Source organism: Ensifer sp. LBL, assembly GCF_050435225.1.
Taxonomy (GTDB): Bacteria; Pseudomonadota; Alphaproteobacteria; order Rhizobiales; family Rhizobiaceae; genus Ensifer.
Window position 1 is genome coordinate 387,782 of the sequence record NZ_JBNDJY010000006.1, and the last position, 25,561, is coordinate 413,342.

The 25,561-nt window shown below is 63.7% G+C and carries 21 protein-coding genes; 10 read left to right on the top strand and 11 right to left on the bottom strand.

From position 1 onward, the window contains the following. Positions 1-75: 75 nt before the first annotated feature. The 4 genes from OKW20_RS24940 to rocF form a co-directional block, all read right to left on the bottom strand. Positions 76-1,860, bottom strand: a complete 1,785-nt coding sequence (locus OKW20_RS24940) for a methyl-accepting chemotaxis protein (RefSeq protein WP_429176489.1) — start codon at positions 1,858-1,860, stop codon at positions 76-78. A gap of 422 nt (positions 1,861-2,282) precedes the next feature. Next, positions 2,283-2,762: a chemotaxis protein CheW gene (locus OKW20_RS24945; protein WP_034803080.1), complete on the bottom strand. Its 480-nt coding sequence runs from the start codon at positions 2,760-2,762 to the stop codon at positions 2,283-2,285. 296 nt (positions 2,763-3,058) lie between these two features. Continuing rightward, positions 3,059-4,264 carry an ornithine--oxo-acid transaminase gene (rocD, locus tag OKW20_RS24950; RefSeq protein WP_043614764.1) on the bottom strand — a complete coding sequence of 402 codons (1,206 nt, stop codon included), beginning with the start codon at positions 4,262-4,264 and terminating at the stop codon, positions 3,059-3,061. A 27-nt stretch (positions 4,265-4,291) separates the two neighbouring features. Continuing rightward, the gene (gene rocF / locus OKW20_RS24955; protein ID WP_043614767.1) at positions 4,292-5,215 is read right to left on the bottom strand and encodes an arginase; all 924 of its coding nucleotides are present in this window, start codon (positions 5,213-5,215) and stop codon (positions 4,292-4,294) included. Positions 5,216-5,370: 155 nt separating this feature from the next. Here rocF and OKW20_RS24960 point away from each other — a divergent pair, with 155 nt between their 5' ends. Together OKW20_RS24960 and OKW20_RS24965 are read left to right on the top strand one after the other, a co-directional pair. Beyond that, complete coding sequence (locus tag OKW20_RS24960; RefSeq protein WP_043614769.1) at positions 5,371-5,805, top strand: Lrp/AsnC family transcriptional regulator; 435 nt, start codon at positions 5,371-5,373, stop codon at positions 5,803-5,805. Between the two features lie 111 nt (positions 5,806-5,916). Then, entirely contained in the window at positions 5,917-6,399 is a 483-nt protein-coding gene (locus OKW20_RS24965; RefSeq protein ID WP_043614772.1) for a VOC family protein, read from the top strand. 38 nt (positions 6,400-6,437) lie between these two features. Here OKW20_RS24965 and OKW20_RS24970 read toward each other — a convergent pair whose 3' ends face one another. Further along, positions 6,438-7,229, bottom strand: a complete 792-nt coding sequence (locus tag OKW20_RS24970) for an APH(3') family aminoglycoside O-phosphotransferase (protein WP_429176492.1) — start codon at positions 7,227-7,229, stop codon at positions 6,438-6,440. Positions 7,230-7,462: 233 nt separating this feature from the next. On the opposite strand from OKW20_RS24970, the gene OKW20_RS24975 reads away from it, so the two are divergent. Beyond that, positions 7,463-7,957 carry a MerR family transcriptional regulator gene (locus OKW20_RS24975; protein WP_429176494.1) on the top strand — a complete coding sequence of 165 codons (495 nt, stop codon included), beginning with the start codon at positions 7,463-7,465 and terminating at the stop codon, positions 7,955-7,957. A 212-nt stretch (positions 7,958-8,169) separates the two neighbouring features. Here the strand turns inward: OKW20_RS24975 and OKW20_RS24980 are convergent, their stop codons facing one another. The 4 genes from OKW20_RS24980 to OKW20_RS24995 all read right to left on the bottom strand — a co-directional run bounded on the left by OKW20_RS24980 (position 8,170) and on the right by OKW20_RS24995 (position 16,331). After that, the gene (locus OKW20_RS24980; RefSeq protein ID WP_429176497.1) at positions 8,170-12,348 is read right to left on the bottom strand and encodes a translocation/assembly module TamB domain-containing protein; all 4,179 of its coding nucleotides are present in this window, start codon (positions 12,346-12,348) and stop codon (positions 8,170-8,172) included. 103 nt (positions 12,349-12,451) lie between these two features. Next, positions 12,452-14,365 (bottom strand): autotransporter assembly complex protein TamA, encoded by a 1,914-nt coding sequence (locus tag OKW20_RS24985; protein WP_429176499.1) that lies wholly within the window; start codon positions 14,363-14,365, stop codon positions 12,452-12,454. A 264-nt stretch (positions 14,366-14,629) separates the two neighbouring features. Then, on the bottom strand, positions 14,630-15,859 hold the full coding sequence (locus OKW20_RS24990) for an MFS transporter (protein WP_429176502.1): 1,230 nt from the start codon (positions 15,857-15,859) through the stop codon (positions 14,630-14,632). A gap of 214 nt (positions 15,860-16,073) precedes the next feature. Continuing rightward, a complete protein-coding gene (locus OKW20_RS24995; protein ID WP_034802400.1) occupies positions 16,074-16,331 on the bottom strand; it encodes a glycine zipper domain-containing protein in 258 nt (85 codons plus the stop codon). 431 nt (positions 16,332-16,762) lie between these two features. Here OKW20_RS24995 and OKW20_RS25000 point away from each other — a divergent pair, with 431 nt between their 5' ends. From OKW20_RS25000 to hemA, 4 genes are all read left to right on the top strand, one after another. Then, positions 16,763-17,251, top strand: a complete 489-nt coding sequence (locus OKW20_RS25000) for a (2Fe-2S)-binding protein (protein WP_034802397.1) — start codon at positions 16,763-16,765, stop codon at positions 17,249-17,251. Positions 17,252-17,351: 100 nt separating this feature from the next. Further along, on the top strand, positions 17,352-19,697 hold the full coding sequence (locus OKW20_RS25005; RefSeq protein WP_429176505.1) for a xanthine dehydrogenase family protein molybdopterin-binding subunit: 2,346 nt from the start codon (positions 17,352-17,354) through the stop codon (positions 19,695-19,697). Positions 19,698-19,707: 10 nt separating this feature from the next. Further along, the gene (locus OKW20_RS25010; RefSeq protein ID WP_043614790.1) at positions 19,708-20,505 is read left to right on the top strand and encodes an FAD binding domain-containing protein; all 798 of its coding nucleotides are present in this window, start codon (positions 19,708-19,710) and stop codon (positions 20,503-20,505) included. 328 nt (positions 20,506-20,833) lie between these two features. Next, complete coding sequence (gene hemA, locus OKW20_RS25015; protein WP_043614792.1) at positions 20,834-22,048, top strand: 5-aminolevulinate synthase; 1,215 nt, start codon at positions 20,834-20,836, stop codon at positions 22,046-22,048. Positions 22,049-22,093: 45 nt separating this feature from the next. Here the strand turns inward: hemA and dxr are convergent, their stop codons facing one another. Beyond that, a complete protein-coding gene (gene dxr / locus OKW20_RS25020; RefSeq protein ID WP_429176509.1) occupies positions 22,094-23,269 on the bottom strand; it encodes a 1-deoxy-D-xylulose-5-phosphate reductoisomerase in 1,176 nt (391 codons plus the stop codon). 208 nt (positions 23,270-23,477) lie between these two features. Here dxr and OKW20_RS25025 point away from each other — a divergent pair, with 208 nt between their 5' ends. The 3 genes from OKW20_RS25025 to OKW20_RS25035 all read left to right on the top strand — a co-directional run bounded on the left by OKW20_RS25025 (position 23,478) and on the right by OKW20_RS25035 (position 25,011). Continuing rightward, positions 23,478-24,200, top strand: a complete 723-nt coding sequence (locus OKW20_RS25025) for an META domain-containing protein (RefSeq protein WP_429176511.1) — start codon at positions 23,478-23,480, stop codon at positions 24,198-24,200. Positions 24,201-24,355: 155 nt separating this feature from the next. Then, complete coding sequence (locus tag OKW20_RS25030) at positions 24,356-24,517, top strand: Thivi_2564 family membrane protein (protein ID WP_089044368.1); 162 nt, start codon at positions 24,356-24,358, stop codon at positions 24,515-24,517. Positions 24,518-24,642: 125 nt separating this feature from the next. After that, positions 24,643-25,011, top strand: coding sequence for a VOC family protein (locus OKW20_RS25035; RefSeq protein WP_429176514.1), 369 nt, complete (start codon positions 24,643-24,645; stop codon positions 25,009-25,011). A gap of 41 nt (positions 25,012-25,052) precedes the next feature. Here the strand turns inward: OKW20_RS25035 and OKW20_RS25040 are convergent, their stop codons facing one another. Then, on the bottom strand, positions 25,053-25,322 hold the full coding sequence (locus OKW20_RS25040; RefSeq protein WP_429176517.1) for a hypothetical protein: 270 nt from the start codon (positions 25,320-25,322) through the stop codon (positions 25,053-25,055). Positions 25,323-25,561 lie beyond the last annotated feature (239 nt).

The window sequence follows — 25,561 nt, forward strand, 5'->3', positions numbered from 1 at the left end:
CGAAAAGATCTAAGGGAAGGCGGCTACCGGTCGCCGCCTTCCCCATTCCCGAGCGCGGGGTGCAGGGATGTGCGCTCAGAAATTCTGCCAGCCATCCGCGGCCGGTGCCGCAGCGAGGCTCGTTCGTTGGCCGCCGCGCAAGGCGCGGGCGGTGGCGTGCAGGCGTGACGGTTGCGCGCGATCTTCGATATGGCGGTTTGCGTCGACGACCTGGGCCTGCTCGCCGTAGCGGAACTGGCGGAGCAATTCGTGCAGCGCTTCCGCCTCGCGGGCCATGGCGTGGCTGGCCGCCGTGCTTTCCTCGACCATCGCGGCGTTCTGCTGGGTCGCCTGGTCCATCGAGTTGACCGCCTGGTTGATCTCCTTGAGGCCGGTCGACTGTTCGCGGGCGGCTTCGACGATCGCCGATACGTTGGCGTTGATCTCCTGAACCTGGACGAGGATTTCCTCGAGCGCCGCCCCGGTCTGGCCGACCAGCGACACGCCGTTCTTGACGTGCTCGGTGGAGGTGCCGATCAGCGCCTTGATGTCCTTGGCGGCACTCGCCGAGCGCTGCGCCAGTTCGCGCACTTCCTGGGCGACAACCGCGAAGCCCTTACCGGCTTCACCAGCCCGCGCCGCTTCGACGCCGGCGTTCAGCGCCAAGAGGTTCGTCTGGAAGGCGATGTCGTCGATCACGCCGATGATGTTGGAGATTTCGCGGGACGACTGTTCGATCTGGTCCATGGCGCCGATCGCGCTCTTGACCACGTTGCCGGAGCGTTCGGCGCCGGCCTTGGTCTTGGCGACCAGGCCTCCCGCCTCCTCGGCGCGGCGGCTGGAGTCCGAGACGGTCGTGGTGATCTCGTCGAGCGCCGCGGCGGTCTCTTCCACGGACGCGGCCTGCTGTTCGGTGCGTTTCGACAGGTCGTCGGCGGCGGCCCGGATTTCGCGGGCGCCGGAGGCGATCGCGCTGGCATTGTCGCCGACGGTCCGCATCGCCCCGCGCAGCTTGGCGGTCGCGTCGTTGAAGTCTGTGCGCACCGCTTCCATGCTCGGCACGAAGGGCGTGTCGAGGTTTCGCGTCAGATCGCCTTCGGCGAGCGCCCGCAGGCCGGCTCCGAGGCTGTTGATGGCACTCATGCGCTCGCTGACATCGGTCGCGAACTTGACGACCTTGTAGACCTTGCCGCTGAAGTCGCGGATCGGGTTATAGGCTGCCTGGATCCAGATTTCCTTGCCACCCTTGCCGTAGCGCACGAACTCGTTGGAGAAGAACTCGCCGGCGGCGAGCCGCTTCCAGAAGTCGGCATATTCGGTGGTGCGGGCATAGTTCGGCTCGCAGAACATGCTGTGGTGCTTGCCCTGGATTTCCTGGAGGCTGTAGCCGAGCGCGGCGCAGAAGTTTTCGTTGGCGGTCAGGATCTCGCCCGATGGCGTGAACTCGATCACTGCCTGGGAGCGGGAGATCGCATCCAGCTTGCCGGCATCTTCCGTGGCCCTTGCCTTGGCGGCGGTGATGTCGCTGGCGAACTTGACCACCTTGTAGGGCTTGCCATTGCGAAGCACCGGGTTGTAGGTCGCCTGGATCCAGATTTCGCGGCCGCCCTTGGCGACGCGCTTGTAGGCGTTGGCGTCGAATTCGCCGCGGCCGAGCCGGGCCCAGAAGTCGCGGTATTCCTGCGTCTGGGCGTAGTCGGCGGAGCAGAACATGCGGTGGTGCTGGCCGACGATTTCGCTGAGGCTGTAACCAAGGGCCTGGCAGAAATTCTCATTGGCAGTCAGGATCTTGCCGGTCAGGTCGAACTGGATGATGGCCTGCGACTTCGAGAGCGCGGCGATGATCTGGTTCGCGTCTGCAATTTTTCCGAGAGCGAACATTGTAACCCTCTTCTCGTTTGTTGGCTCAAGCCGGGGGCTTCGTGCCTTCTTTGACAGGGCTTGCGGGGCCGAAGCGGCGCAACGCCCGGACTAAGACAAATGCCGGCCTGCCGAAAAATGTCTGGTCGTCCCGCGCCGGCCCGCAGGGTCAGCGATTTCGTGCTTCGTGAGGGGAGTTCGAACTGTCGGGCTTCATGCCCAAGGCGCCGTGCTTATGCAATCTAGGTTAGTGATATGACTATTAAGCAGGTGTTAAAATAGCAACTATCAAATTTCAGTTGTAAGAACTCATAGATCCCAATTTTAGTTGAATTAGTTTCTCCTGTTTTTCTAAAGTATTGCTCTCTGGCTGAGCAAATAACCAACAAAAAAGCCGCCCGACGAGACGTCGGACGGCCTTGAATGTCGCTTGACCTGTTGCTTTAGGCGGCCAGTTCCTCGACCTCGCGTTCCTTGAACATGCGGGCGAGGTTCAGGAAGCAGATCATGCCGGTTTCGTTGGCAATGATGCCTTCGGCGAAGCTCTTGTCGAAGGAGGCCGTGACTTCCGGCACCGGCTGCACCTGGCTGCCCTGGACCGTGAGGATGTCCGACACGCGGTCGACGACGAGGCCGATCACCATGTTGTGCACTTCGGCGACGACGATGGCGCTGCGCTCGTTGGCGGTGGTCGATTTCATGCCGAGCTTGTGGGCAAGGTCGATGATCGGGATCACCGTGCCGCGCAGGTTCATGACGCCGATCACTTCCGGCGGCGAATGCGGGATGGGCGTCGAGGGCGCCCAGCCGCGGATTTCACGGATCGTCGTCGTCTTGACGCAGAATTCCTGATCGTGGAGGCGGAACGCAATGATTTCCAGCGTCTCGCCGTCGAACCCGGCCGTCCTGAGTGTGCTTGTCATCGAAGGTCCTTCCAGCTTTCCGGTCGACGCCTCTGGGCGCGACACCGCCAAACTCCAGATCTCTCCGCATGGCTGACGGCGCGTGAGGCGCGGCCAATGATCCGTAAAGGAGAGATCCTTCCAGTCCGCCGATCACATCCGGCAGGGCGCAGCTGCATCATGCGCGGAGGAACCGCTTTGCGCTTTGGGAAAGGACTATAGGCCGGGATTCGTTAAGACTTGCTTTTGCAAGAGCTTAAAGACATTGCGCCCCGGTTGAAGCCGGGGCGCGATTGAAGGCGTCGGAACCACGACGATCAGGCGGAAGCGAGAACCTTGGCGAACTGCTCGACCGCCCAATCCACCTGCTCGGCAGTGATGACGAGCGGCGGCGCGATGCGGATGGTGTCGCCGTGGGTGTCCTTGGCGAGGATGCCGAGCCCTTTCAGCGCTTCGCAATACTTGCGGGCGCCACCGGCTTCCGGCACCAGTTCCACCGCCAGCATCAGGCCGCGACCGCGCACTTCCTTGATGATGTTGGAACGGATGTCGGTGAGGCCCTTCTGGAAGCGTTCGCCCATCTTGGCCGAATTCTCGATCATGCCTTCTTCCGTCAGCGCCTTCAGCGCCGCGCGGGCAATGGCGCAGGCGAGCGGATTGCCGCCGAAGGTCGAGCCGTGCTGGCCGGGCTTCAGGACACCGAGCACTTCGGAATTCGAAAGCACGGCCGAGACCGGGTAGAAACCGCCGGATAGAGCCTTGCCGATCAGCGTCACGTCGGCTTCGATCGCCTCATGCTCTTCGGCAAGCAGCTTGCCGGTGCGGCCGAGACCGGTCTGGATCTCGTCGAGGATCAGCGTGATGCCGTGCTTGGTGCAGAGTTCGCGCACCGTCGTGAAGTAGCCGACCGGCGGTACGATGACGCCGGCTTCGCCCTGGATCGGTTCGACGAGGAAGGCGACGGTGTTTTCGTTGATCGCCGCGCGGAAGGCGTCGATGTCACCGAAAGGCACGACGCGGAAGCCGGGCGCGAACGGGCCGAAGCCGGTACGGGCGTCCGGGTCGGTGGAGAAGCCGACGATGCCCATGGTGCGGCCGTGGAAGTTGTTGGAGCAGACGATGATCTCGGCCTTGTTCTCGGCAACGCCCTTGACCTCATAGCCCCACTTGCGCACCGCCTTGACGGCGGTCTCGACGGCTTCCGCGCCGGAGTTCATCGGCAGCACCTTGTGCGAGCCGGTGAGCGCTGCGATCTCTTCGTAGAAATGCGCCAGCTGGTCGTTGCGGAAGGCGCGGGAGGTCAGCGTCAGCTTCTGCGCCTGCTCCATCATCGCCTGCAGGATCTTCGGGTGGCAATGGCCCTGGTTCACGGCGGAATAGGCCGAGAGACAATCGAGATAGCGATTGCCCTCCATGTCCCAGACATAGACGCCTTCTCCACGCGAGAGCACCACGTCGAGCGGCTTGTAGTTATGGGCGCCGAGCCGGTATTCGGTTTCGATCAGGGCTGCCGTCGTGTTCATACATCGTCCTCCGTTTGTCTTTTTTTCTCAGGCGCTGCGGGTCGGCCGGTCGAGAACGCGGCGGCCGAAGAGGCTTGCCGTCAGTTCGACCAGGACGCGCGCGCTCTTGCCGCGGTCGTCGAGGAAGGGGTTGAGCTCGACGACGTCGAGCGAGGAAACGAGCCCGCTTTCCCAGAGCATTTCCATGATCAGGTGCGCTTCGCGGAAGGTGGCGCCGCCGGGAACGGTGGTGCCAACGCCGGGCGCAAGGTCTGGATCCATGAAATCGACGTCGAGGCTGACATGCAGCAGGCCGTTGGCGGCGCGAACCTCTTCGAGGATCTGGCGCATGATATGGGCCATTCCGAGTTCGTCGACGGCGCGCATGTCATAAACGCGGACGCCATGCTCGGCGATCTCTTCACGCTCGCGGTCGTCGACCGAGCGGATGCCGACCTGGAAGACCTTGGTCGGATCGACGAGCGGACGGTCGGACGGCAGGATCGGGGCGAATTCCGCCTGGCCGCAGAAGAAGGCGACCGGCATGCCGTGCATGTTTCCGGAGGGCGAGGTCGACGGCGAGTTGAAGTCGGCATGGGCGTCGAGCCAGAGCACGAAGAGCGGCCGGCCGACGTCGGCGGCGTAGCGCGCCATGCCGGAGACGCTGCCCATGGAGAGCGCGTGGTCGCCACCCAGGATGATCGGGAAGTGGCCCTTGCGTACCGTGTCGTGCACCGAATCGTGCAGCGCACGGGCGAAGGCTGCGACGATCTGCAGGTTGTTGGCGCCCGGATGGTTGGCAAGGTCGCGGGCCGGCAGCGGCTTGACGTCGCCTTCGTCGTGAACGGTATGGCCGAGGTCGCGCAGCACCGTGTCGATGCCGGCGATGCGCAGGGCCGTCGGGCCCATGGCCGCGCCGCGCCGTCCAGAACCTTCCTCGATGGGTGCGCCGATCAGCGTGATGGTCGTCATGTCCGCCCGATTCCTTCTCAAGATAATTCTCATCTGATCCCGTTCGGGATGCGTGGATTATGGCGAAAATGGGCGTCAGCAAAAAGATGGAAAACTGCCGATTAGTGAGCTAAATTCGACAAATTGATAAGCCCCATTTTACAAAGTGACAGGTAATGGATGATCTCGACCAGGCGCTCATCAGCGCGCTGCGCCAGAATGCGCGCATTCCCGTTTCGACGCTATCGGAAATGACGGGCGTGTCGCGGGCGACGGTCGCTGCCCGCATCGACAGGCTGGTGGCCAACGGCACGATCGCCGCCTTTACCATCCGCACCGGTGCGGAAATCCCGGCTTCGGGGGTTCGTGCCGTGGTCATGATCGAGGTGCACGGCAAGATGGCCGACCGTGTCGCCGAGCAGTTGCGCGGCCTGCCGCAGGTGCGGGCGCTGCACAGCACCAATGGCCGCTGGGACTTTATCGCCGAGCTTCAGGATCGCGATCTCGTCTCCTTCGACGAGACGCTGCGGCGCATCCGTCTGATCGACGGCATCACCGTCACGGAGACGAATATTCTGTTGAAAACCAGCAAGATGACCGGCGCCTTCTGAAGGTTTCGGGCGGCTCGAACCGGCGAGGAAAATGCCTCTCGGAGTCGAATTGTTCTTGCTTTGTTCTCATGTTCCGCTATGATGGCCGCCTCACCCAAGATGGAGGATGTCATGGTTGCCAATGGCGGCAGGCTTGCCGATCGGCAGATCTGTGTGAAGCTGTTCGTCAGGCATGGCGACGAAGACCGCGCCATCGCCTTCTATCGCGAAGCGCTCGGTGCCGAACTGCTGCAGCGGCATGAATGGCCGAGCGGCATTCTGACGAGTGCGGACTTGAGGATCGGGGAATCGGTGTTTCGGATTGCCGGGGCCAACCCGCGCCGCGATGCCGAGCCCAAGCTTGGCGGGCCGCGCTCGCCGCATGCGCTCGGCACCACGGCGGTGATCCTGGAACTGCATGTGCGCGACGTCGATCGCGTCATCGGCCGGGCGATCGGCGCCGGAGCAAGCCTTCGCAATGCGGCCGAAACCCTGTCGACGGGCGACCGCGTCGGCGCCTTCATCGATCCGTTCGGCCATATCTGGGCGTTGTTCAATGCCATGGAAGATGCCGATATCGTCGACCTGAGCATCGAGGCCCGCAACGCCGCCTGAGGCGTTGCGGGCCTTTCGCTATCTGCGCATCTACGCGATCAGAAGAACTCGTCGAGCAGGCAGTAGAAGTCGCGTTTCTCGGGATCGTCCTTGTCGATACCGTAGCGGGTCAGAAACGGCTGAACCCATTCCTCGCCGAGATTGTAGGCGACGCTGCGGCAGGCGAGTGCGATGTCCTGATAGGGGTCGGCGACGCCCAACCGGCTGCAATCGATGAAGCCGGAAAACCGGCCGTTCTTCTCGATGATGTTCGGCAGGCAGGCGTCGCCATGGGTGACGACGAGCTTGCCGGCTTGGGGCATGCGCGCCTGCAGTTCGGCAAAGAGATCCGCCGCCGTGCGGCCGAGCCGCGTTTCGTCGAAGTCGCTCTCATCGATCACGCCGGCCTGGGTGCGTGCTTTCGCGATGGCGACGCGCTTTTCGATCCGATGATCGAAGGGGCAGTTGGCGATATCCAGCGCATGCAGTCGCTTCAGGGCGTCGGCAAGGATGACGATCTGGTCCTTGGGCGACAATGTCGTGGAGGCGAGGTCTGTCCCTTCCACGGCCTGCAGCAGCAGCCAGTTGGTTTGCGCGCCGAAGGCGCGGGCGATCACTCGCGGGCAGGGCACGTCCTTTGATGCCAGCCAATCAAGCCGCGCCGCCTCGTCGACGAACTCGTTGAACGGGCCGGCTTCCTCGAGCTTCAGAACCAGCATGGGACGATCGGGCGCCTTGAGGAGAAAGATGCTCGAGTCGGATTGCCCGAGCAGATCACGGTTCCACTGATAGCCGGCGACGAAGGGGTGGAATTGGGCGGGCAGTTCGGGATGCGGAAAAGAAGAGGGCAAGGCAATCACCTGAAAAAGGAATGAAACAAATGGGGCGTGCGGTCGCGCGCCGACACCGATGTAGGTTCGGCAAAGTGGCAATTCCACGGAGCGATCCCGGAAGTTTTCGACAGCGCCTGATCGCAAATCGCCTTTCACGGTGCGTCTTCGCCAAATCTCCATCAAAGCTTCGCAAAGCCCGCTTGGGCTGACCGCAAAGTCATCTTTTTTGAACGTGTTTCGAAGAGGTGCTCATGGGCGTGAACCACGATGAACTGCTGTCGGCTGCCGAATGCGCCGACCGCCTTGGCCTAACCATCCGCGCTCTCAAGGTCTATGAGGATCGCGGCCTGATCGCGCCGCGGCGGACGGAAAAGAAGTGGCGGCTTTATGGTGCGGTCGAAATCGCGCGGCTGACCGAAATCCTGGCGCTGCGGCGGCTTGGCCTCAGCCTCACCCGGATTACCGAAATGCTTGCCGGTACCGCGCCGGCCCTCGGGCAAACGCTTGCCGTCCAGCAATCGGCATTCTTGGACCTGCGCGACCGTGTCGAACACGGCCTGTCCTTGATCGATGCGGCGCTCCGGAAGATCGAGCGCGACGATGCTCTCTCTATCGACGAACTCGTCGCGCTTGCCCGAAAAACCGAGATGACCGGCCTGTCGCCTGACGCCGTCGCATGGAACCGCTACGAGCAGACGCGCCCGCGCCGCGAAGCCTCCTTCGTTCCCGAGAGCGGCTGGGCCTGAAACAGGTCGTGCAGGAATGCGCGCGGTTCTGCGCTGATGACATGCGGCAGAGCCCAAGCTCGAAACGCGGCTGGTGCATTTGAAGGATTGCGGCGGACCTCGCCGTCGAGGCGGTCTTCGTGAAGAGAGATGAGCCCGCGGATCGCGACCGGTCCGCGGGCTTTCTCATGCTCACTGCTGAGCAGGGCAGGCGTATTTTCGCCGGGCGCCGCTCAATATTCCTTTTCGAAGAAGACACCGCCCGAGGCCGAACCGTCGCCGGCGGCCGAGCCCTTGAGCTTCACGCCCTTGCCGACATCGAGATTGATGACCGCCTTGCTGGACGCGGAATCGGAGCCCTGCTGCAGCTCGATATAGGTGCGGTCGTTGAGATACTTGCCGGCGCGCACGGACGCGCCGCCATTCTCGTCGGTGGTGACGTCGAGATCGTCGACGCCGAGCTTGTTGCGCAGGCCGTCGAGCAGCGAGGTCGAACCGCCACCGGCAAGCTGGCTGACGGCGGAGGCGAGCTGCGCGATCTGGAAGGCCGAGAGGTTCGACAGCGAACGGTTGAAGATCAGCTGCGCCAGGATTTCGTCCTGCGGCAGGGCCGGGGAGGACGAGAAGGCGATCTGCGGATTGTTGGCGAGGCCCGCAACCGAGACGGTGATGGTGGTCGCGCCGACGCTGGACGTGGCCTTCAGATCGAGCGTCGGGATCAGGTCGCCGCCAAAGCCGATATTGCCGTCGGTGAAGGTCAGGCGCTTGCCGAGGATTTCAAGCCGTCCGCGGCGCATCTCGAAGCCACCGGAAATGACCGGCTGCACGGCGGTGCCGCGGATTGTCAGGTCGCCGCCGAGTTCCGCGTCGATGCCGCGACCGCGCACGAAGATCTGGTGCGCATTGACGCCGAGATCGAAGGCGATCACGCCGCTGGCATTGGCGCCGGCGGCCGGCACTTCGTCCTTGCGCAGGTCCTTGACCATCTTCTGCACCTTGGGCGGCGCATTCTTGTGCTTGATGTCGATCGCCGACAGCGAGGTCGGCAGCTTCTCGGGAATGGTGATCGAGGCTTTGCGGATCGTCACCTTGCCGCCGAGCGTCGGGGTCGCGACCAGGGGGCCGGTCAGCGTCATCTCGCCGGCGACATTGGCGTTGAACAGCGTGCCGTCGACGTAGGTCGCGTTGTTCAGCTTGATCGTCAGGTTGGCCGGGAAGCCTGAGCCCGGCACGGTGCCGACGGTGCCGCTGGCTTCGACCGAGCCGCCGGTCGCGAGATTGGCCGAGAGTTTCGAGATCGTTGCCTGCTTGCCGTCGAGCGCAACATTGGCGGTCAGGTCGTTGAGCGCCAGGTTGCGGCGCACGTCGACGAGGCGCCCGCCAGATGTGGTGACGGTGCCGGCAATCTGCGGCGCCTTTGCCGAGCCGGATATGGCCACGTCGACAGTCGCCTGGCCGGTCAGCGTGAAGCCCTTCTCCGCCATCAGGTTGGCGATGAGCGCGAAGGGGACGTTGCCGTTGAACTTCATCGCGATCGGCATGTTGCCGCCGATATCGACATTGCCGCCGCCCTTGAAGGAAAGGCCGCCGGCGCCCGAAAGCGTCGTATCGAGCGTCACCTTGTTGTTGGCGAACTTGCCGTCTGCCGTCACGTCAAAAGCCGCAACGCCGGCCGTGCGGGCTGCTGCGAGCGAGGCGCCCGACCATTTGAGATCGTAGGCGACGACCGGTGCAGACGCGGCACCCTCGACATCGACGGTGCCGGCGATCGTGCCCTCGGCGCCGAGGTCCGGCGCAAAGGCGTTGACCAGTGCTGCGGGCAGGGCGTTGAGCTTCGCCGTGATGTCTAGCTTTTCGCCAGCGGTGCCGTTGACGGCGATCGTGCCTTTCGACGCCTGGATCGTCAGCGCATTGAGACGGACGGTGCCGTTTTCGATCGCGATCACCGTCGGCTGCGCCAGTTTCAGGGCAATGCCTTTCGGCGTTGCGCCAAGGGATGAGAGGCGGATTTCCGTGCGACCCTTCGCGCTCGCAAGGTCGCCCTTCACCGTCAGCGGTCCGCCGTCATATTTGCCGTCGACGGCAAAGCCGGTGCGGCCGGCCTGTTGCTCGAAATCGACGGCCAAACCGGAAACACGGTTTTCGCCCTGCGCCACGGTTTCGGCGCGGATGCTGCCCTTGATCGCAAGGGCAGCAAGGTCGGCGATGGTGATGTCGGCGGTCGGCTTGGAGATCGTCAGCTGATCGCGTTTGATGCCGCTGCCGCCGGCCTTGACGACGACGGAGGTGATGCCGTTTGCGGTCTTGATGGCAGCGGAACCGTTGAGGTCGCCGGATGCCTTCTGCCCGGCCATGGCGGCAAGCAGGCCGAGATCGGGCAGGTCGAAGCTGACCGTGCCGTCCGGCTTGAAATCGGGGGTGAAGCTGATCGCTCCGGTCAGCTTGTTCTCGCCGATCCTGGCTTCGAGCACCGGGATTGCGGTCTGGCCATCCTTCGAGACGACGTCGGCCTTGACGTCGATCGCCTGGCCGTCGAGCGCACCGGTTGCCGTCAGGCTTGCCTGCGGGCTCGATGGGTTGGCCTTGGCGTCGGCCTTGACGTTGAGGTCGCTGAGCGTGCGCCCGGCCAATGTCGCGCCGCTCGAGGTCAGCTCGGCCTTGATTCCAAGTTCGGCGAGCGGGCCGGTCACGGCGGCGGTGAATTCGGCCTTGCCCTTGGCATCGGCAAGCACCTTGCCGAGATCGGGCAGGGTGCCCTTGAGATCGGCCGTCAGGTTGCTCTGCGCGAGTGCAACGGTGCCGGCCGCCTCGATCGTACCCGACTTGAGCTCGATACCCTCCACGGTGACGCCGCCGTCGCTTGCCGTCTTCACCTCGCCCGAGAGTGCGATCGTGCCGTCGAACTTCGCTGCGGCTGCCGGCGGTAGCGCGCCCGGAACGGCAAAGAGCTTGAAGGCGGCGGAAACGGTATTCTCGTCGCGATAGAAGGCGCCGGTGAGCGAACCGCCAACGCCTGGGCTCTCGATGGTTACCGGATTGAAGGCGATGCTTTCCTTCGTCACGGACAGGTTGGTGTCGATCTTCATCGGCACCTGCACCAGGCGGGCGAGGTTTGCATCGTTGAAGCCGGCTTCGCCCACTTCGATTGCCGCCTTCACCAGACCGGATTGCGCCTGGACATTGAAGCCGTCGCTGCGCGCCGAAAGCTTGACTGCGCCGAGCGCCACGTCGGGCAGCGCCACGGAGGTGACGTCTGCGGCGAGATCGAGGATTGCGGCTTGCGCGTCGCCGATGAGCGAGAAGTCGACGGCATTGATCTTGGCCTGTGCCTCACCCTTCTGCAGCGGCCAGCGGAAGTCGACCGGGCCGTTGGTGCCGGCAAGCCTGGCCTTGAGGTTGTTTTCGCCCTTGCTGTCGTAGGTTCCGAAAGCGGCAAAGGAGAGCGCGCCGGTCGTCACATGAGCTTTGTCGACCTGAACCAGCCCCTGGTCGTTGAACGCGGCGGCGATGTCGATCCTGGTCTCACCTTCGAACATCGGGCGTAGCGCCGGCGGCATCAGCGAGCCGAAGCCGCCGCCACCGTCGACCGTCAGCCGGTGCATTCCGTCAGGCGTCTGGACGTGGCGACCGTCGAGCTTCAGAATTTCGCTGCCGTCGAGTGCTGCCGTAGCGCTGCCGCTCCAGTCGGAAAGCGGGCCTTCACCGGTCAGCTTGATGTTGACCGAGGGCTCGTTCGGCAGGCGAAGCAGCTTTGCCAGCACGCCGTTGTTCGGCTCGTCCACGGTCGCTTCAAGCTTCAGCTCGTTGCCCGCCGGATTGAAGACGATGTCGGCGACCGCGCGTGCTTCCGGCCGGTCGCGCTGGGCGGCCGCAAGCTGAAGGGCGATACTTTCGTTGGTCGCGTTCACCTTGCCGCTGGCGGTCAGGAACTGGTCCTCGCCGGCGATCGCCTTGCCGATGATGATCTCCTTGAGATCGATCGCGTCGATCTTGACGTCGACGGGAAGTGCAAAGGTTGAGCGGACTTCCTTGGTCTCGGTGGAGGGGATCGGCAGGCGCTCGACGCGGATCGAGCCTGCCGAGAGCGCTGCGGCTTCGAAGCGGAAGGAGAGGAGGGCAGCGGGCGACCAGTCGAGATTGACGTCGCGCACTTCGGCATAGATGCCCTCGCCATCGAACAGCGTGATGCTTCCGGCCGTGAACTTGCCGGTCAAAAGCGCGCTCGGATCGGCGATCCGCACGATCTGGTCGGGGGTTGCCGCATATTTCTCGATTGCCCAGGCGACGAGCCGGGCGCCGGGTGTGGTGAAGCCCACGAAGGCGACGAGAAGGAGGGCAACGACCGCAAGCACGCCAAGCACACGAAGGCCATAGCGCAGCGTCGCGCGAAGGAAACGGACGACCTGATTCATGATCTACCCATAACGCAAGTTGCGCGGCAGCGGAATCGCCGCGGGGAGAAACTATCGCGCAATGACGGCGATTTGCCGATTCCTGCGGGAGAAACGGCCTGAATCAGAAGGATTGGCCGATGCCGGCATAGATGCCGTATTTCGTTCCGTTCGGATATTTGTTCAGCGGTACGGCGAAGTCGAGGCGGATCGGACCGAAGGGCGTGGCATAGCGCAGGCCGATGCCGGCGCCGGCGCGAATGTCGGAGAAATCGGGTGTGGTCTTGGCCGAGACGGTACCTGCGTCGATGAAGGGCACGACGCCGATGGTGTCGGTGACCGCGATGCGGGCTTCGAGCGAGGCGTTGACATAGGAGCGCCCGCCGGTCTCGCGGTCGTCGGAATTGCGCGGGCCGATTTCCTGGTAGGAATAGCCGCGCACCGAGCCGCCACCGCCGAGATAGAAGCGGCGGTTGGCCGGGATGTCCTCGAGCCCGCTGCCGCCGACGAGCACGCCGGCGCCGATCTTGCCGGCAAGCACGAAGCGCTTCTCGTCGCCAAGTGCGTGGTAGCCCGAGGCCGACGCTTCGAAGGACGAGAAGAAGGTCTGTCCCTTGATCTCGTAGCTCGGCTTGGCGTTGATCATCGCCCGATAGCCTTCGGTCGCGTTCAGCTTGTCGTTGCGGGTATCGCGCACATATTCGAGCGGGACCGCGGCCGTCAGATAGGAATTCGAGCCGAAGGCGTCGTCGATGTTGGCCCAGCTCAATTCGCCGCCGCCCGAGAAGGTGTCGGTCGGCGAGAGTTCGAAGGTCGCGCCGGCGGCACCCGTCAGGATCTTGGCGCGATAGGCGTCCGGGTCCTGGATGTTGGCCTTGAGGCTGGCGGTAAAGGTCGAGGCGGGGCCGAAGGCGCCCGGCTTTGCAAAGAGGATGCCCACCGAATAGTCGAGCTTGTCCAGTTCCTTGGTCTCGCCGATGCGGTCGACCGAGCCCTCGATGCGCAGCGATTCGGCGCGGCCGAAGAGATTGCGGTGTCCCCAATAGCCCGAAAGCCCGAGGCCGTCGGTCGTCGAAACCTGGGCGCCGAAGCCGAAGTACTTGTGCTTGCCTTCGGAGACCTCGATCTTCATCGGGATCGACCCGTCTGGCGAAAGCGTGTTGGCTTCCTTGATCGTCACGCTTGAAAAGACACCGAGCTGGCGCAGCCGCTCGGAGGCCTTGCGGATGTCCTCCGGCGAATAGGGACGGCCCTCGTTGAGGCGGGAGTAGTCGCGCACGAAACCGGGATCGACGGTCTTCGTCCCGCCGACGGTGACCTCGCCGACCTGGGCGACGGGGCCGCCGCTGGCGCCGATGACGATGTCGACGGTCGAATTGGCGTGGTTGGCGACGGCGCTGCGTTCGGTGAGCTTGGCCATCGGCCGGCCCTGCTCGCGCAGGTCGTTCACGACCTTTTCGCCGGCCTTGATGATAAGGGTGGAATCGGCGCGCGCGCCGGCGGGCAGGCCGTAATCGGCGGGACTGAAGCTTGCCGCGTCGCCTTCGAACTTGACGGAACCGACGTTGAAGACTGGACCCGGGGTCACGGTGACGGTGACCGGGATAGGCTTGCCATCCGGGAAAGACGGATCCGGCGGCAGGCTGTCGATGTCCTGGCCGTTGACACGGATCGCGATGGTGCCGCCGTAGCGGGCCTTTTCGTAGAGTGCGGCCAGCAGCCGGTCGCGGTCGTCGCGGGCCCGGATGGCGAGCCCAAGATCGCCGGAGACCGGCTTTTCCTGGCCCTGCACGAGCTGCGAGCTGTTTTCCAGCGCTTCCTTCAGTTCATCGTCGTCGGTGCCGGCGTCGAAGGTGAGGGTGTAGTTGACCGGGTCGATGACCGGTGCCTCTTCCTCGTCGCTCTCGAAAAACTTCATGCCGAAGAGCTTGAAGGCATAGGCCTTCTCGGCGGAAAGCGGGCCGAGCGCGCACGTAAAGGCAACAGCAAGCGCAGTCGCTGCCTTCCAGTACGCAATACTCGACCGTGGTGGGGACATTCGCTTCCGCATCCCGTCTTCAGGCGACCCAATACAAACTGCCTGCTTATGCGGCCGGGTCACTATTGCATGCCTAAGGTTTTCCATCTGTTAACGATGACGATCCGTTGCATCCACCCCTGATGCCGAATTTCGGTGTCGATTTCGTCGAAAAAGCGCGGAAATGTTGTCGGCGCAGCACAACCGCCGGCTCTGCGGTGTCGACAACCAGGCATGCGCCCGGCCTTCGCCGGAGCCACAGGCCTCGCCCGACGTGCCATATTGCTAGGCTGCCTCGGGCAGTTCCCGCAGCTGCGGCACGGCGGAAGCGATGATCACGAGGAACTGAATCAGGAAGCCGACGGCTGCGACGGCAAGGCATGCCTCCACGCCGAAGCGCGTGGCGACGACGGCGCCGAGCGCCGCGCCGATCGGCCGTGCGCCGAAGGTGGCGGTGGTGATGAAGGCCGAGACGCGCCCGAGCATTGCATTGGGCGTGACGGCCTGTCGCAAGGTGAGGGTGGCGATCGACCAGAGCACCGGGCCGGCGCCGAACAGGAAGAAGCTGAGGCCGGCGAGGAGACCGGAGGGAACCCAGATAGTGGAGAGCATGACGGCCGCGGCAGTCAGCCCGCCCAGCGGGCCAAGAGCGATCATCACGCCGAAAGGGATATGGCGCGCAATGGCGGGTGCTGCGAAGGCGCCGATCATCATGCCGGCACCATAGATGCCGAGCGTGACGCCGACACCGGTCGCCGTCAGGCCAAGGGTCTGAATGGCATAGGCGACGTAGACCGCCTGCAGCACGAACCAGGCCGTGTTGAAGACGATGGCGGTCACCAGAATGGGCCTCAATAGCGCGTGGCCGGCAAGGAAACGGGCACCTTCGGCGAGGTCCTGGAGAAGCTTGCGCTTGGGGCTGCTTGGCTGGTGGTGATCGCCAAGGCCGGCGAGCAGGACGACGGAGAGAAGCGACAGGGAGGTGGCAGCGACATAGGCGAGCGATGCGCCCGTCCATGCGACGATCGCGCCGCCGATTGCCGGTCCGCCGGAATAGGCGAGGCTGCGGGCAAGCTCCATCCAGCGGTTGGCATCGGCCAGCTGCGCACGCGGAACGATTGCCGGGATCAGGGCAGGTGCGGCGACATTGTAGCAGACCGTGCCGATGGCGCCGACGAAGCCCATGACGGCCAGCAACGGCAGCGACAGCAGGCCGCTGAGCATCAGCAACAGCGTGGCGACCAGCGACAGCGCGCGTAGCATTTCCGAGCTGACCATCAGCCCGCGCCGCGATGCGCGGTCGGCAACGAGACCGGCTGGAATGGAGAGCAGCAGGAACGGCAGCGTCTGCGCCATCTGCAGCCAGCCGGTTTCCGCAGGGCCTGCGGCGAGCAAAAGCACGGCGGCCAGAGGAGCGGCGGCCAGCGCCATCTGCTCTGAAAATTGCGCAAAGAGGTTGGACCAGCCGATCCGCTTGAAGGCCGGGGGAAGGGGCGTGTTTTCTGGTTTCGACATGGGAAGCCTCGATCATGATAGGTCGAGGCCACGAAACGGAATTGCGTGACGCAGAGCCACCCGGTTTGCGCACGCCCTGTCATTTTGGTGAGGCGTGCATCGTTTTTCTTGCTGCCTGTTGCAACGAAAAACCCCCTCAGGGCGATTGCCATGAGGGGGAACCATTCGGTCGGCGCGCTTGCGCGACGCCGAGGGACGATCTTCTTGCTGCGGCTTAGCGCGGGCAGGAGTCGATGTAGCGGCGGCCGTAGCGGTCGCGGTAGTAGCACTGGCCAGGCTGCTCGGTGACGTTGCCGATGACTGCGCCGGAAACACCGCCGATTGCTGCACCGACTGCAGCGCCACGGACGTCGCCGGTAACAGCGCCGCCGATGATCGCGCCGGAAACGGCACCGATGCCGGCGCCTTTTTCCGTCTGGGTGCAGCTTGCGACCGCCAGGGCGACCAGCACAAGTGCGATGGCTTTCTTCATGTTGTTCTCTCCGATCTCTACGGATCTCAAGCCTTGCGCTCAGTCCGTCCCGTGGATGATGGCGGAGCCGGGAACATCCCGCTCCACCTGAACTTGCGGTTCGGAAAATACGCGGTCCCCATCGAAAGTCTACGGGAGCGCTGCGGTTTCTTCCTGGCGGCAAGATAATGATATCGTTCCTGAACGGGACATGAAGGCTCAGTTCCCCGCGATACAACCGGTGTAGAAAAATTTTATCGTCCGGCGGGCGGGGGCGGTTGCGGCATTCCAAAAAAAGACAAATGATACAAACAAGCCCGCAAAATCCGGAGGAGCGGATCCGTGGGCGAAGGGCATCGATATCAGTTGGCGCGTACCTTAGTCGCGTGAACCATCTCACCCGACTTTCCGGCCGCGCTCGTGTTGGCATTGACCGACCCCGGAGGAGCGAAATGGCGAAAGTAACAATGACGGTCAACGGCCGTCAGGTGAGCGGTCATTGCGACGACCGCACATTGCTGGTGCAATTCATACGCGAAAATCTTGGACTGACCGGCACCCATGTCGGCTGCGACACCTCGCAGTGCGGCGCCTGCGTCATCCATATGGACGGAAAATCGGTCAAGAGCTGTTCCATCCTCGCCGCCCAGGCGGCAGGCTCCACGATCACCACCATCGAAGGCTTGGCGGCTGACGGCGAGCTGCATCCGGTGCAGGCGGCCTTCAAGGCCAATCACGGCCTGCAATGCGGCTTCTGTACGCCCGGCATGGTGATGACCGCCGTCGACATGATCCGCAGGCACCAGGGCCAGCTGGACGAGGCGACTGTGCGCGCCGAGCTCGAAGGCAACATCTGTCGTTGCACCGGTTACCACAACATCGTGAAAGCGATCCTTGCCGCCGCCGCCGAGATGAGCGGCGCCCGCGTGGCCGCAGAATAGCGGTAGATCGAGGGGCGGGACCTCGCCCCTGACGCATGTCACCCAGGACCGATGCATGGCCGTCGGGACTGTCGCTGGATATCTCGGGAGGAGATAGGCAATGGGCGTTGAAGGCATTGGCGCGCGCGTGGCGCGCAAGGAGGACAAGCGGTTCCTGACCGGCAAGGGCCGCTATACGGACGACATGTCCGTGCCGGGGATGAAATATGCAGTCTTCGTGCGCAGCCCGCACGCGCATGCGAAGATCGTGAAGATAGATGCGTCGGCGGCCAAAGGCATGCCGGGTGTGATCGGCGTGCTCGACGGCAAGCAGCTGCTCGCTGACGGTATCGGCAACCTGATCTGCGGCTGGATGATCCATTCCAAGGACGGATCGCCGATGAAGATGGGCGCCTGGCGGCCGCTCGCGCACGAGACCGTGCGCTATGTCGGCGATGCGGTGGCGATCGTCGTTGCCGACAGCGTCGCTGAGGCGCGTGACGCGGCCGAGGCCGTTGTCGTCGAGTACCAGGAGCTTGCCGTCGTCATCGATGCGTCGAAGGCGCTGGAGGCGGGACAGCCGCAGCTTCATCCGGAAGCGCCTGGTAACCTGATCTTCGATTGGCAGATCGGCGACGAGGCGGCAACCGACAAGGCGATCGGCGCGGCGGCGCATGTCACCGAGATCACCATCCACAACAACCGGCTCTCGCCAAACCCGATGGAACCGCGCGCGGCGCTCGGCATCTACGACGCCGGCGACGATCACTACACCTGCTACACGACCAGCCAGAACCCGCATGTGGCCCGGCTGGTGATGAGCGCCTTCTATAATGTCGCGCCGGAAAACAAGTTGAGGGTGATCGCGCCCGATGTCGGCGGCGGCTTCGGGTCGAAGATCTACATCTATCCAGAGGAGATCGTCTGTCTCTGGGCGTCGAAGCGCACCGGCGTGCCGGTCAAATGGACGTCGGACCGCACCGAAGCGTTCCTCACCGATGCCCATGGCCGCGACCATGTGTCGAAGGTGAAGATGGCCTTCGACGCGAACAACCGCATCATCGGGCTGAAGGTCGACACGGTCGCCAATCTCGGCGCCTATATGTCGCTGTTCTCGTCGGCTGTGCCGACCTATCTCTATGCGACGCTGCTGTCAGGGCAGTACGATATCCCGGCGATCCACGCGAATGTGCGCACCGTCTACACCAACACGGCGCCGGTCGACGCCTATCGTGGTGCCGGGCGGCCGGAGGCGACCTATCTCCTGGAACGCACGATGGAGACGGCGGCGCGCGAACTCGGCGTCTCGCCTGCCGAATTGCGCCGGGTGAACTTCATCCGCTCCTTCCCGCACCAGACGCCTGTGATCATGAATTATGACGCCGGCGACTACGACGCTTCGCTCGAAGCGGCGATGAAGGCAGCCGACTGGAACGGCTTTGCCGCCCGCAAGGCGGAAGCGGCCGGTCGCGGCATGAAGCGCGGCATCGGCATGAGCTGCTACATCGAGGCCTGCGGCATCGCGCCGTCGGCAGCCGTGGGGTCGCTCGGCGCCGGCGTCGGCCTTTGGGAATCGGCCGAGGTGCGCGTCAATGCCGTCGGCACGATCGAGGTGCTGACCGGTTCGCACAGCCATGGCCAGGGGCACGAGACGACCTTTGCCCAGCTCGTCGCCGACCGCTTCGGCGTGCCGCTCGACAGCGTCAACATCGTGCATGGCGACACCGACAAGGTGCAGATGGGCATGGGCACCTATGGTTCGCGCTCCGGTGCCGTCGGCATGTCGGCTGTCGTCAAGGCGCTCGACAAGGTCGAAGCCAAGGCGAAGAAGATCGCCGCCCATTTGATGGAGGCGGACGAGAGCGACATCGTCATCGAGAACGGCGAGCTGAAGGTCGCCGGCACCGACAAGGCGGTGCCCTGGTTCCAGATGGCGCTCGCCGCCTATACCGCTCACAATCTGCCTGCCGGCATGGAGCCGGGGCTGAAGGAAGGGGCCTTCTACGACCCGGCCAACTTCACCTTCCCGGCCGGCTGCTACATCTGCGAGGTGGAGGTCGATCCGGAAACGGGCCGGACCAAGATCATCCAGTTCGTCGCCGCCGACGACTTCGGCAACATCATCAACCCGATGATCGTCGAGGGACAGGTGCATGGCGGCATCGCGCAGGGCATCGGCCAGGCGCTGCTCGAAGGCGTGCACTACGATGCCTCGGGCCAGCTTTTGACGGCGAGCTACATGGACTACGCCATGCCGCGCGCCGACGATCTCCCGTCGTTCCAGGTCTCGACCTCGAACACGCCCTGCCCGAACAATCCGCTGGGCATCAAGGGCTGCGGCGAGGCGGGCGCCATCGGTTCGCCACCGGCGCTGATCAACGCCATCACCGACGCCATCGGCAACAATGCGCTCACCATGCCGGCAACACCGCACAAGGTGTGGGCGGCGGCAAACGCGGCCAACTGAGGAGGACATCATGTACGAGACCCAATATCACCGGGCGTCCTCGGTTCAGGACGCCGTCAGCCGAATGGAAGCGGCCGGCGAAGGCAAATATGTCTCCGGCGGCATGACGCTGATCCCGACGATGAAGCAGCGGCTGGCGTCGCCGAGCGACCTGATCGACCTTCGCCATATCGCCGAGATGCAGGGCATCTCGGTCAACGGCCGATCGGTGCGGATCGGGGCGGCGACCACCCACTACGAGGTGGCCTCGTCGGCCGCACTCAAAGCTGTCTGTCCGGCAATCTGCAGCCTTGCCAGCCATATCGGCGATCCGCATGTGCGCCATATGGGCACGATCGGCGGATCGATCGCCAACAACGACCCGGCCGCCGACTATCCGGCGGCGATGCTCGGGCTCGGTGCGACGATCGTCACCAACCGGCGGGAGATCGCCGCTGACGATTTCTTCACCGGCCTGTTCGAAACGGCGCTGGAAGACAGCGAGATCATCGTCGCCGTTACCTTCGACGCGCCTGCCAAGGCCGCCTACCAGAAGTTCGCCAACCCGGCCTCGCGTTACGCTATGACCGGTGTCTTCGTCGCCAAGCGCGACAATGGCGAGGTCCGGGTCGCGGTCACCGGTGCGGGCGCAGACGGCGTTTTCCGTCAGGCGGAGATGGAGGCCGCACTTTCCGCCAACTGGTCGCCGGACGCGCTCGCTGGCATCAATGTCAGTGCGTCGGACCTGCTCTCCGACCTTCACGCGGATGCGGCCTATCGCGCCAACCTGGTGAAGGTCATGGCCAAACGCGCCGTGGCTGCGGCATGACCGGCCTTTGCCGCCATACAAATATCGAAAAAGGGCGGCCTCGGCCGTCCTTTTTTCTTCCTTGCTTGACTTCGATCAAGCTTGACGTGATGAACATGCACTAAGGCTTTCTTTGGAATGTTTCAAAACTAGGGCTGTTCCCGTTGAAACGGTTTCAGTGAAAGCAGCGAAGATGCTCAGGCTCAAAAATGCTAGATCATCTCGGATGCACTTACTGGGCAGGCAGCGCTTCAAGGGCCTTTTGCCGCAGTTGGCAGATGCCGGGCATTCCGAGGTTGACCCCAGGTCGCTTTGATTGAAGAAAAGCGGCCGGGCACTGGAGAAAATGATGGATTTCGAAAATTTCTTTAAGAACGAGCTGGACGGGCTGCATCAGGAAGGCCGCTACCGGGTTTTCGCAGACCTCGCGCGTCATCGCGGCCAATTCCCGAAGGCCGCGCGCCACACGGCTCAGGGCGTTCAGGACGTCACCGTCTGGTGTTCGAACGACTATCTCGGCATGGGCCAACATTCCGTCGTCACCGAGGCGATGAAGCGCGCCATCGACGAATGCGGCGCCGGCGCCGGCGGCACCCGCAACATCTCCGGTACCAACCACTACCACGTCCTGCTTGAGCGCGAGCTCGCGGACCTGCACGGCAAGGAATCGGCGCTTCTGTTCACTTCGGGCTACGTGTCCAACTGGGCAGCGCTCGGCACGCTCTGTTCGAAGATTCCTGGCGTCATCGTCTTCTCGGACGCCGGGAATCACGCTTCGATGATCGAGGGGATCCGTCACTCCAAGTGCGAACGCGTCATCTTCAAGCACAATTCGGTCGCTGACCTCGAAGCCAAGCTCGCCGCTGCCGATCCGCGCGCGCCGAAGCTGATCGCCTTCGAATCCGTCTACTCCATGGACGGCGACATCGCGCCGATCAAGGAATTCTGCGACCTCGCCGACAAGTACGGCGCCATGACCTATCTCGACGAAGTGCATGCCGTTGGCATGTACGGTCCGCGCGGCGGCGGCATTGCCGAGCGCGAAGGCCTGATGCACCGGCTGACGGTGATCGAAGGCACGCTCGGCAAGGCCTTCGGCGTCATGGGCGGCTACATCACCGGCTCGGCAGCACTGTGCGATTTCATCCGCTCGTTCGCATCCGGCTTCATCTTCACGACGGCCCTGCCGCCGACGCTCGCCGCCGGCGCGCTCGCCTCGATCCGTCACCTGAAGGAAAGCCAGGTCGAGCGCTTCGCGCACCAGGAGCGCGTGCGTCGTCTGCGCTCGCTGCTCGACCAGCGCGGCATTCCGCACATGCCGAACCCCAGCCATATCGTGCCGGTCATGGTGGGCGATGCCGCCAAGTGCAAGTGGATCTCCGACCTCTTGCTCGACAACTTCGGCGTCTACGTCCAGCCGATCAACTATCCGACGGTGCCGAAGAAGACCGAGCGCCTGCGCATCACGCCGACGCCGCTGCATTCGGACGCCGACATCGACCATCTCGTCGGTGCGCTGCATTCGCTGTGGTCGCGCTGTGCGCTGGCTCGCGCTGTCGCGTAAGGCCATTTTTGCCGGCGCCATGCGCGCCGGTTGGAAAGCTCCGAATTACTGAAGCAGCCCGGCCGCCAAGTGCCGGGCTTTTTCGTCGGCGGCAAAGACGTCGTCCATCGTCGCGGCGGCCGGCAGGTTTGCGAGCTTGTCCATCACCTTTTCGACGATCTCGGCCATGGCGAGAAAGCCGGTGCGGCCGGCGATGAAGGCGTCGAGCGCTGTTTCCTTGGCACCATTGAGCACCGCACCCTGCACGCCACCCTCGACCATCGCCCGGCGGGCAAGCCGGATCGCCGGGAAGCGCACTTCGTCCGGCGCCTCGAAATCGAGGCGCGACAGCTTGGCGAAATCGAGCCGCTCGATCGGTAGGCTGCAGCGGCTCGGATAGGAGAGCGCATAACCGATGGCGGTGCGCATATCCGGGCAGCCGAGCTGGGCCAGCACCGATCCGTCGGTGTAGCCGACCATCGAGTGGATGACCGACTGCGGATGCACGATCACCTCGACCTGCTCGGGCCTGAGCGCGAAGAGGTGCTTCGCCTCGATCATCTCCAGCGCCTTGTTGAACATCGAGGCGCTGTCGATCGAGATCTTCAGGCCCATCGACCAGTTGGGGTGGGCGCGCGCGACGTCAGCCGTCACATGCCGCATCTCCTCAAGCGACTTGGTGCGGAAAGGGCCGCCCGAAGCGGTCAGGATGATGCGCTCGACCGCATGGCGCTGATGTTCTTCCAGCACCTGGAAGATGGCGTTGTGTTCGCTGTCGACCGGCAGGAGCCGCCCGCCACCCGTCTTCACCGCGTCGATGAACAGGTTGCCGGCAGAAACCAGGCACTCCTTGTTGGCAAGCGCGATGTCGGCGCCGCGGCGCGCGGCCGCCAGCGTCGGGGCGAGACCGGCATTGCCGACGATCGCGGCCATCACCCAGTCGGCATTGCGTTCGGCCGCTTCGATCAGGCCGCTTCTGCCGGCAGCAACCTGAATGCCGGTGCCGGCAAGCGCCGCTTTCAGGTTTTCGTACTGGCTCTCGTTGGCAGTGACGGCGAGTTCGGCGCCGGCCTTCACGGCCTGCTCGGCAAGTAGGGGAATGTTGCCGTTGCCGGTGACGGCGACGACGTCGAAGCGCTCTCGACCACCCAGGCGCTCGATGACGTCGAGCGTGTTGGTGCCGATCGAGCCGGTCGAGCCGAGGATCGTCAGTCGGCGCTTCGCACTGTCGCGGGATGCCATGCCAATACCCATGTTCTTCTTTTCGGACGGGATGCCCGGCTGAGCCTTGGCCGCGGGCGCATGATCTGCACGAGATCGATCCGAGTTTTTTATGTTGTTTGCTAGGCTCTACAGGCGAAATCCGCCGGCAACAAGGGCGCGGTCTTCATTCCGTCTCGTCCGCGGGCTAAGAATCAGGTGCCTTGAGTCGGGGCCGAAGGAGTTCGCGATGCTGAAAGTCATGACCGCCGTTTCCTGCGCCTGCGTGGCGATCGAGATGGCCTCGATGCAGCCGGTCGCGGCCGAGAACGTGCCGCAGCAGATCGTCGGCACCTGGCTTGCCGAAGATATCGGTGGAGGTGGGGTCATCGACAATCTCCAGTCGACCCTGGAGATCCGCGAGGACGGCACCTATGGCGGCATGGCCGGCTGCAACCACTTCACTGGTACTTTCAGTCTCTCTGGCTCGAAGATCACCTTCGGCCCGGCGGCATCGACACGCAAGATGTGCGTGCCGGCGGTGATGAACCAGGAGCAGAAGTTCCTGGAAGCGCTGCGTTCAGAGCTTTCCTGGTCGGTGGAAGGATCGAAGCTCGTGCTTGGCAAGGCCGGTGGTGGCACCGCCCTGAAACTGGCGTCGATGGCGGCAGCGTCTGAAGGCGCCGACGTGACGATCCGCGTTCCCGGCGCGGATGCGGTGGACCGGCAATCGGTCCGCTACGATTGCGGTGGCAAGGCGATTGAGGCGGAGTACATCAATGCCGGCCCGGTTTCGCTGGTGACTTTCACGATCGACGGCACATTCGTCGTCGCCTCAAACGTGATGGCTGCGTCCGGAGCCAAATATGCCGGCGGGCAATATGTCTGGTGGACGAAGGGCGAAGAGGCGACGCTTTTCGACGCGACGAAAGGTGACCAGGATCAGGGCATCGCCTGCAAGCCGGCATCCTGAGCCGGCTTTTCGCCTGATCGGAAGCACAAGGCGCGGCCTGCGCCCGGGTGGACCAGTGGCATAAGTTGTCGCCTCGGTTGGAACTTTTTCCTTCGCGTCCTAGTTACAATCCCGACGCCATCGCGGCGCTGTTGTGTGCAAAATGGGAGTGTTCCATGGGGCTGCTTATCGGAATTCTGATTACCTTCCTCGTCATCGTGCTCGTGCTCTATCTCGTCCAGCGTCTGCCGCTCGACGCGCGCGCCAAGCAGATCGTCCAGATCATCGTCATCATCATCGGCATTATCTCTCTGTTGAAATACCTGGCCGTCTTCTGACGCGCCGCCTTCCAGCCAAAGGCCGCCGGATCGCAAGACCCGGCGGCCTTTGGCTGTCCGGTCGATGCTGACAGGATCTGACAGCGGCAGTGCCTAGGGTCGGGCTTCGAAAAGGAGACCCGACGATGCTGTCACCGAACCTCATCCTGTTCTATGTCGAAGACCCGGCAAAAAGCGCCGCGTTCTATACCGGCCTCCTTGGACGCGAACCCGTTGCTTCCTTCCCGGCCTATGTCGCCTTCAAACTCGAAAACGGGCTGACGTTCAGTCTCTGGTCGACCGGCGCGCGGGATTTCGTCTCATCCGGTACCGGCCATCGCTCGGAAATCGCCTTCATGGTGAAGGACGATGCTGAGGTCGAGCGCCTTTACGCGGAGTGGCGCAGCAAAGGGATCACGATCGAGCAGGAGCTGAAGACGGCGGTCTTCGGCCGCACCTTCGTGGCGCTTGATCCCGATGGTCATCGCCTGCGCGTATGCAGGCCCGATGATTGAAATCATCAGGTTTCGGTGGGCCGAACGCGGAATAGCAGCGCCTATTGCGCGGCGGTCGGCGCCCTGCGGTCAATGATGGCCTGGAACAGGGCGGCCTGATGCTCGGTCGCGGCGCGGATTGCGCTGAGCTGGCGCAGCATCGAGCCAAAAGCCGCGAGAAGGATGCCGCTCAGGATCGCGCTCAAGGCCCAAGGGAGCACGACCAGCGCCCGAAGCTGCGCCGTTGCCGGATCGGTAGCGAGCAGCGCGATCGCAGCGGCCAGTGCGGCCAGGATGATGACGATGCCGATGATTTGCAGAAGCTTACCCATGGTGTCCTCCCGTCATGCGCGCACCGTCAGGCAGACTGCATCTCCTGTCAAGCAGGCGGCTTCGGCAAGGCAATCTTGCGATCATGACTGAGGGAGCAAAACCCGGCCCAACAAAAAAGGCCGGGGCAAACCCGACCTTCCTCATCACCTTCCGTCGATGCCAGTTCATCCGTGGTCATCAGGAAGATGTGAGTATTGTTTAGCTGGGGTTCGTGACAGGCGCATGACGTCAGCGCAGT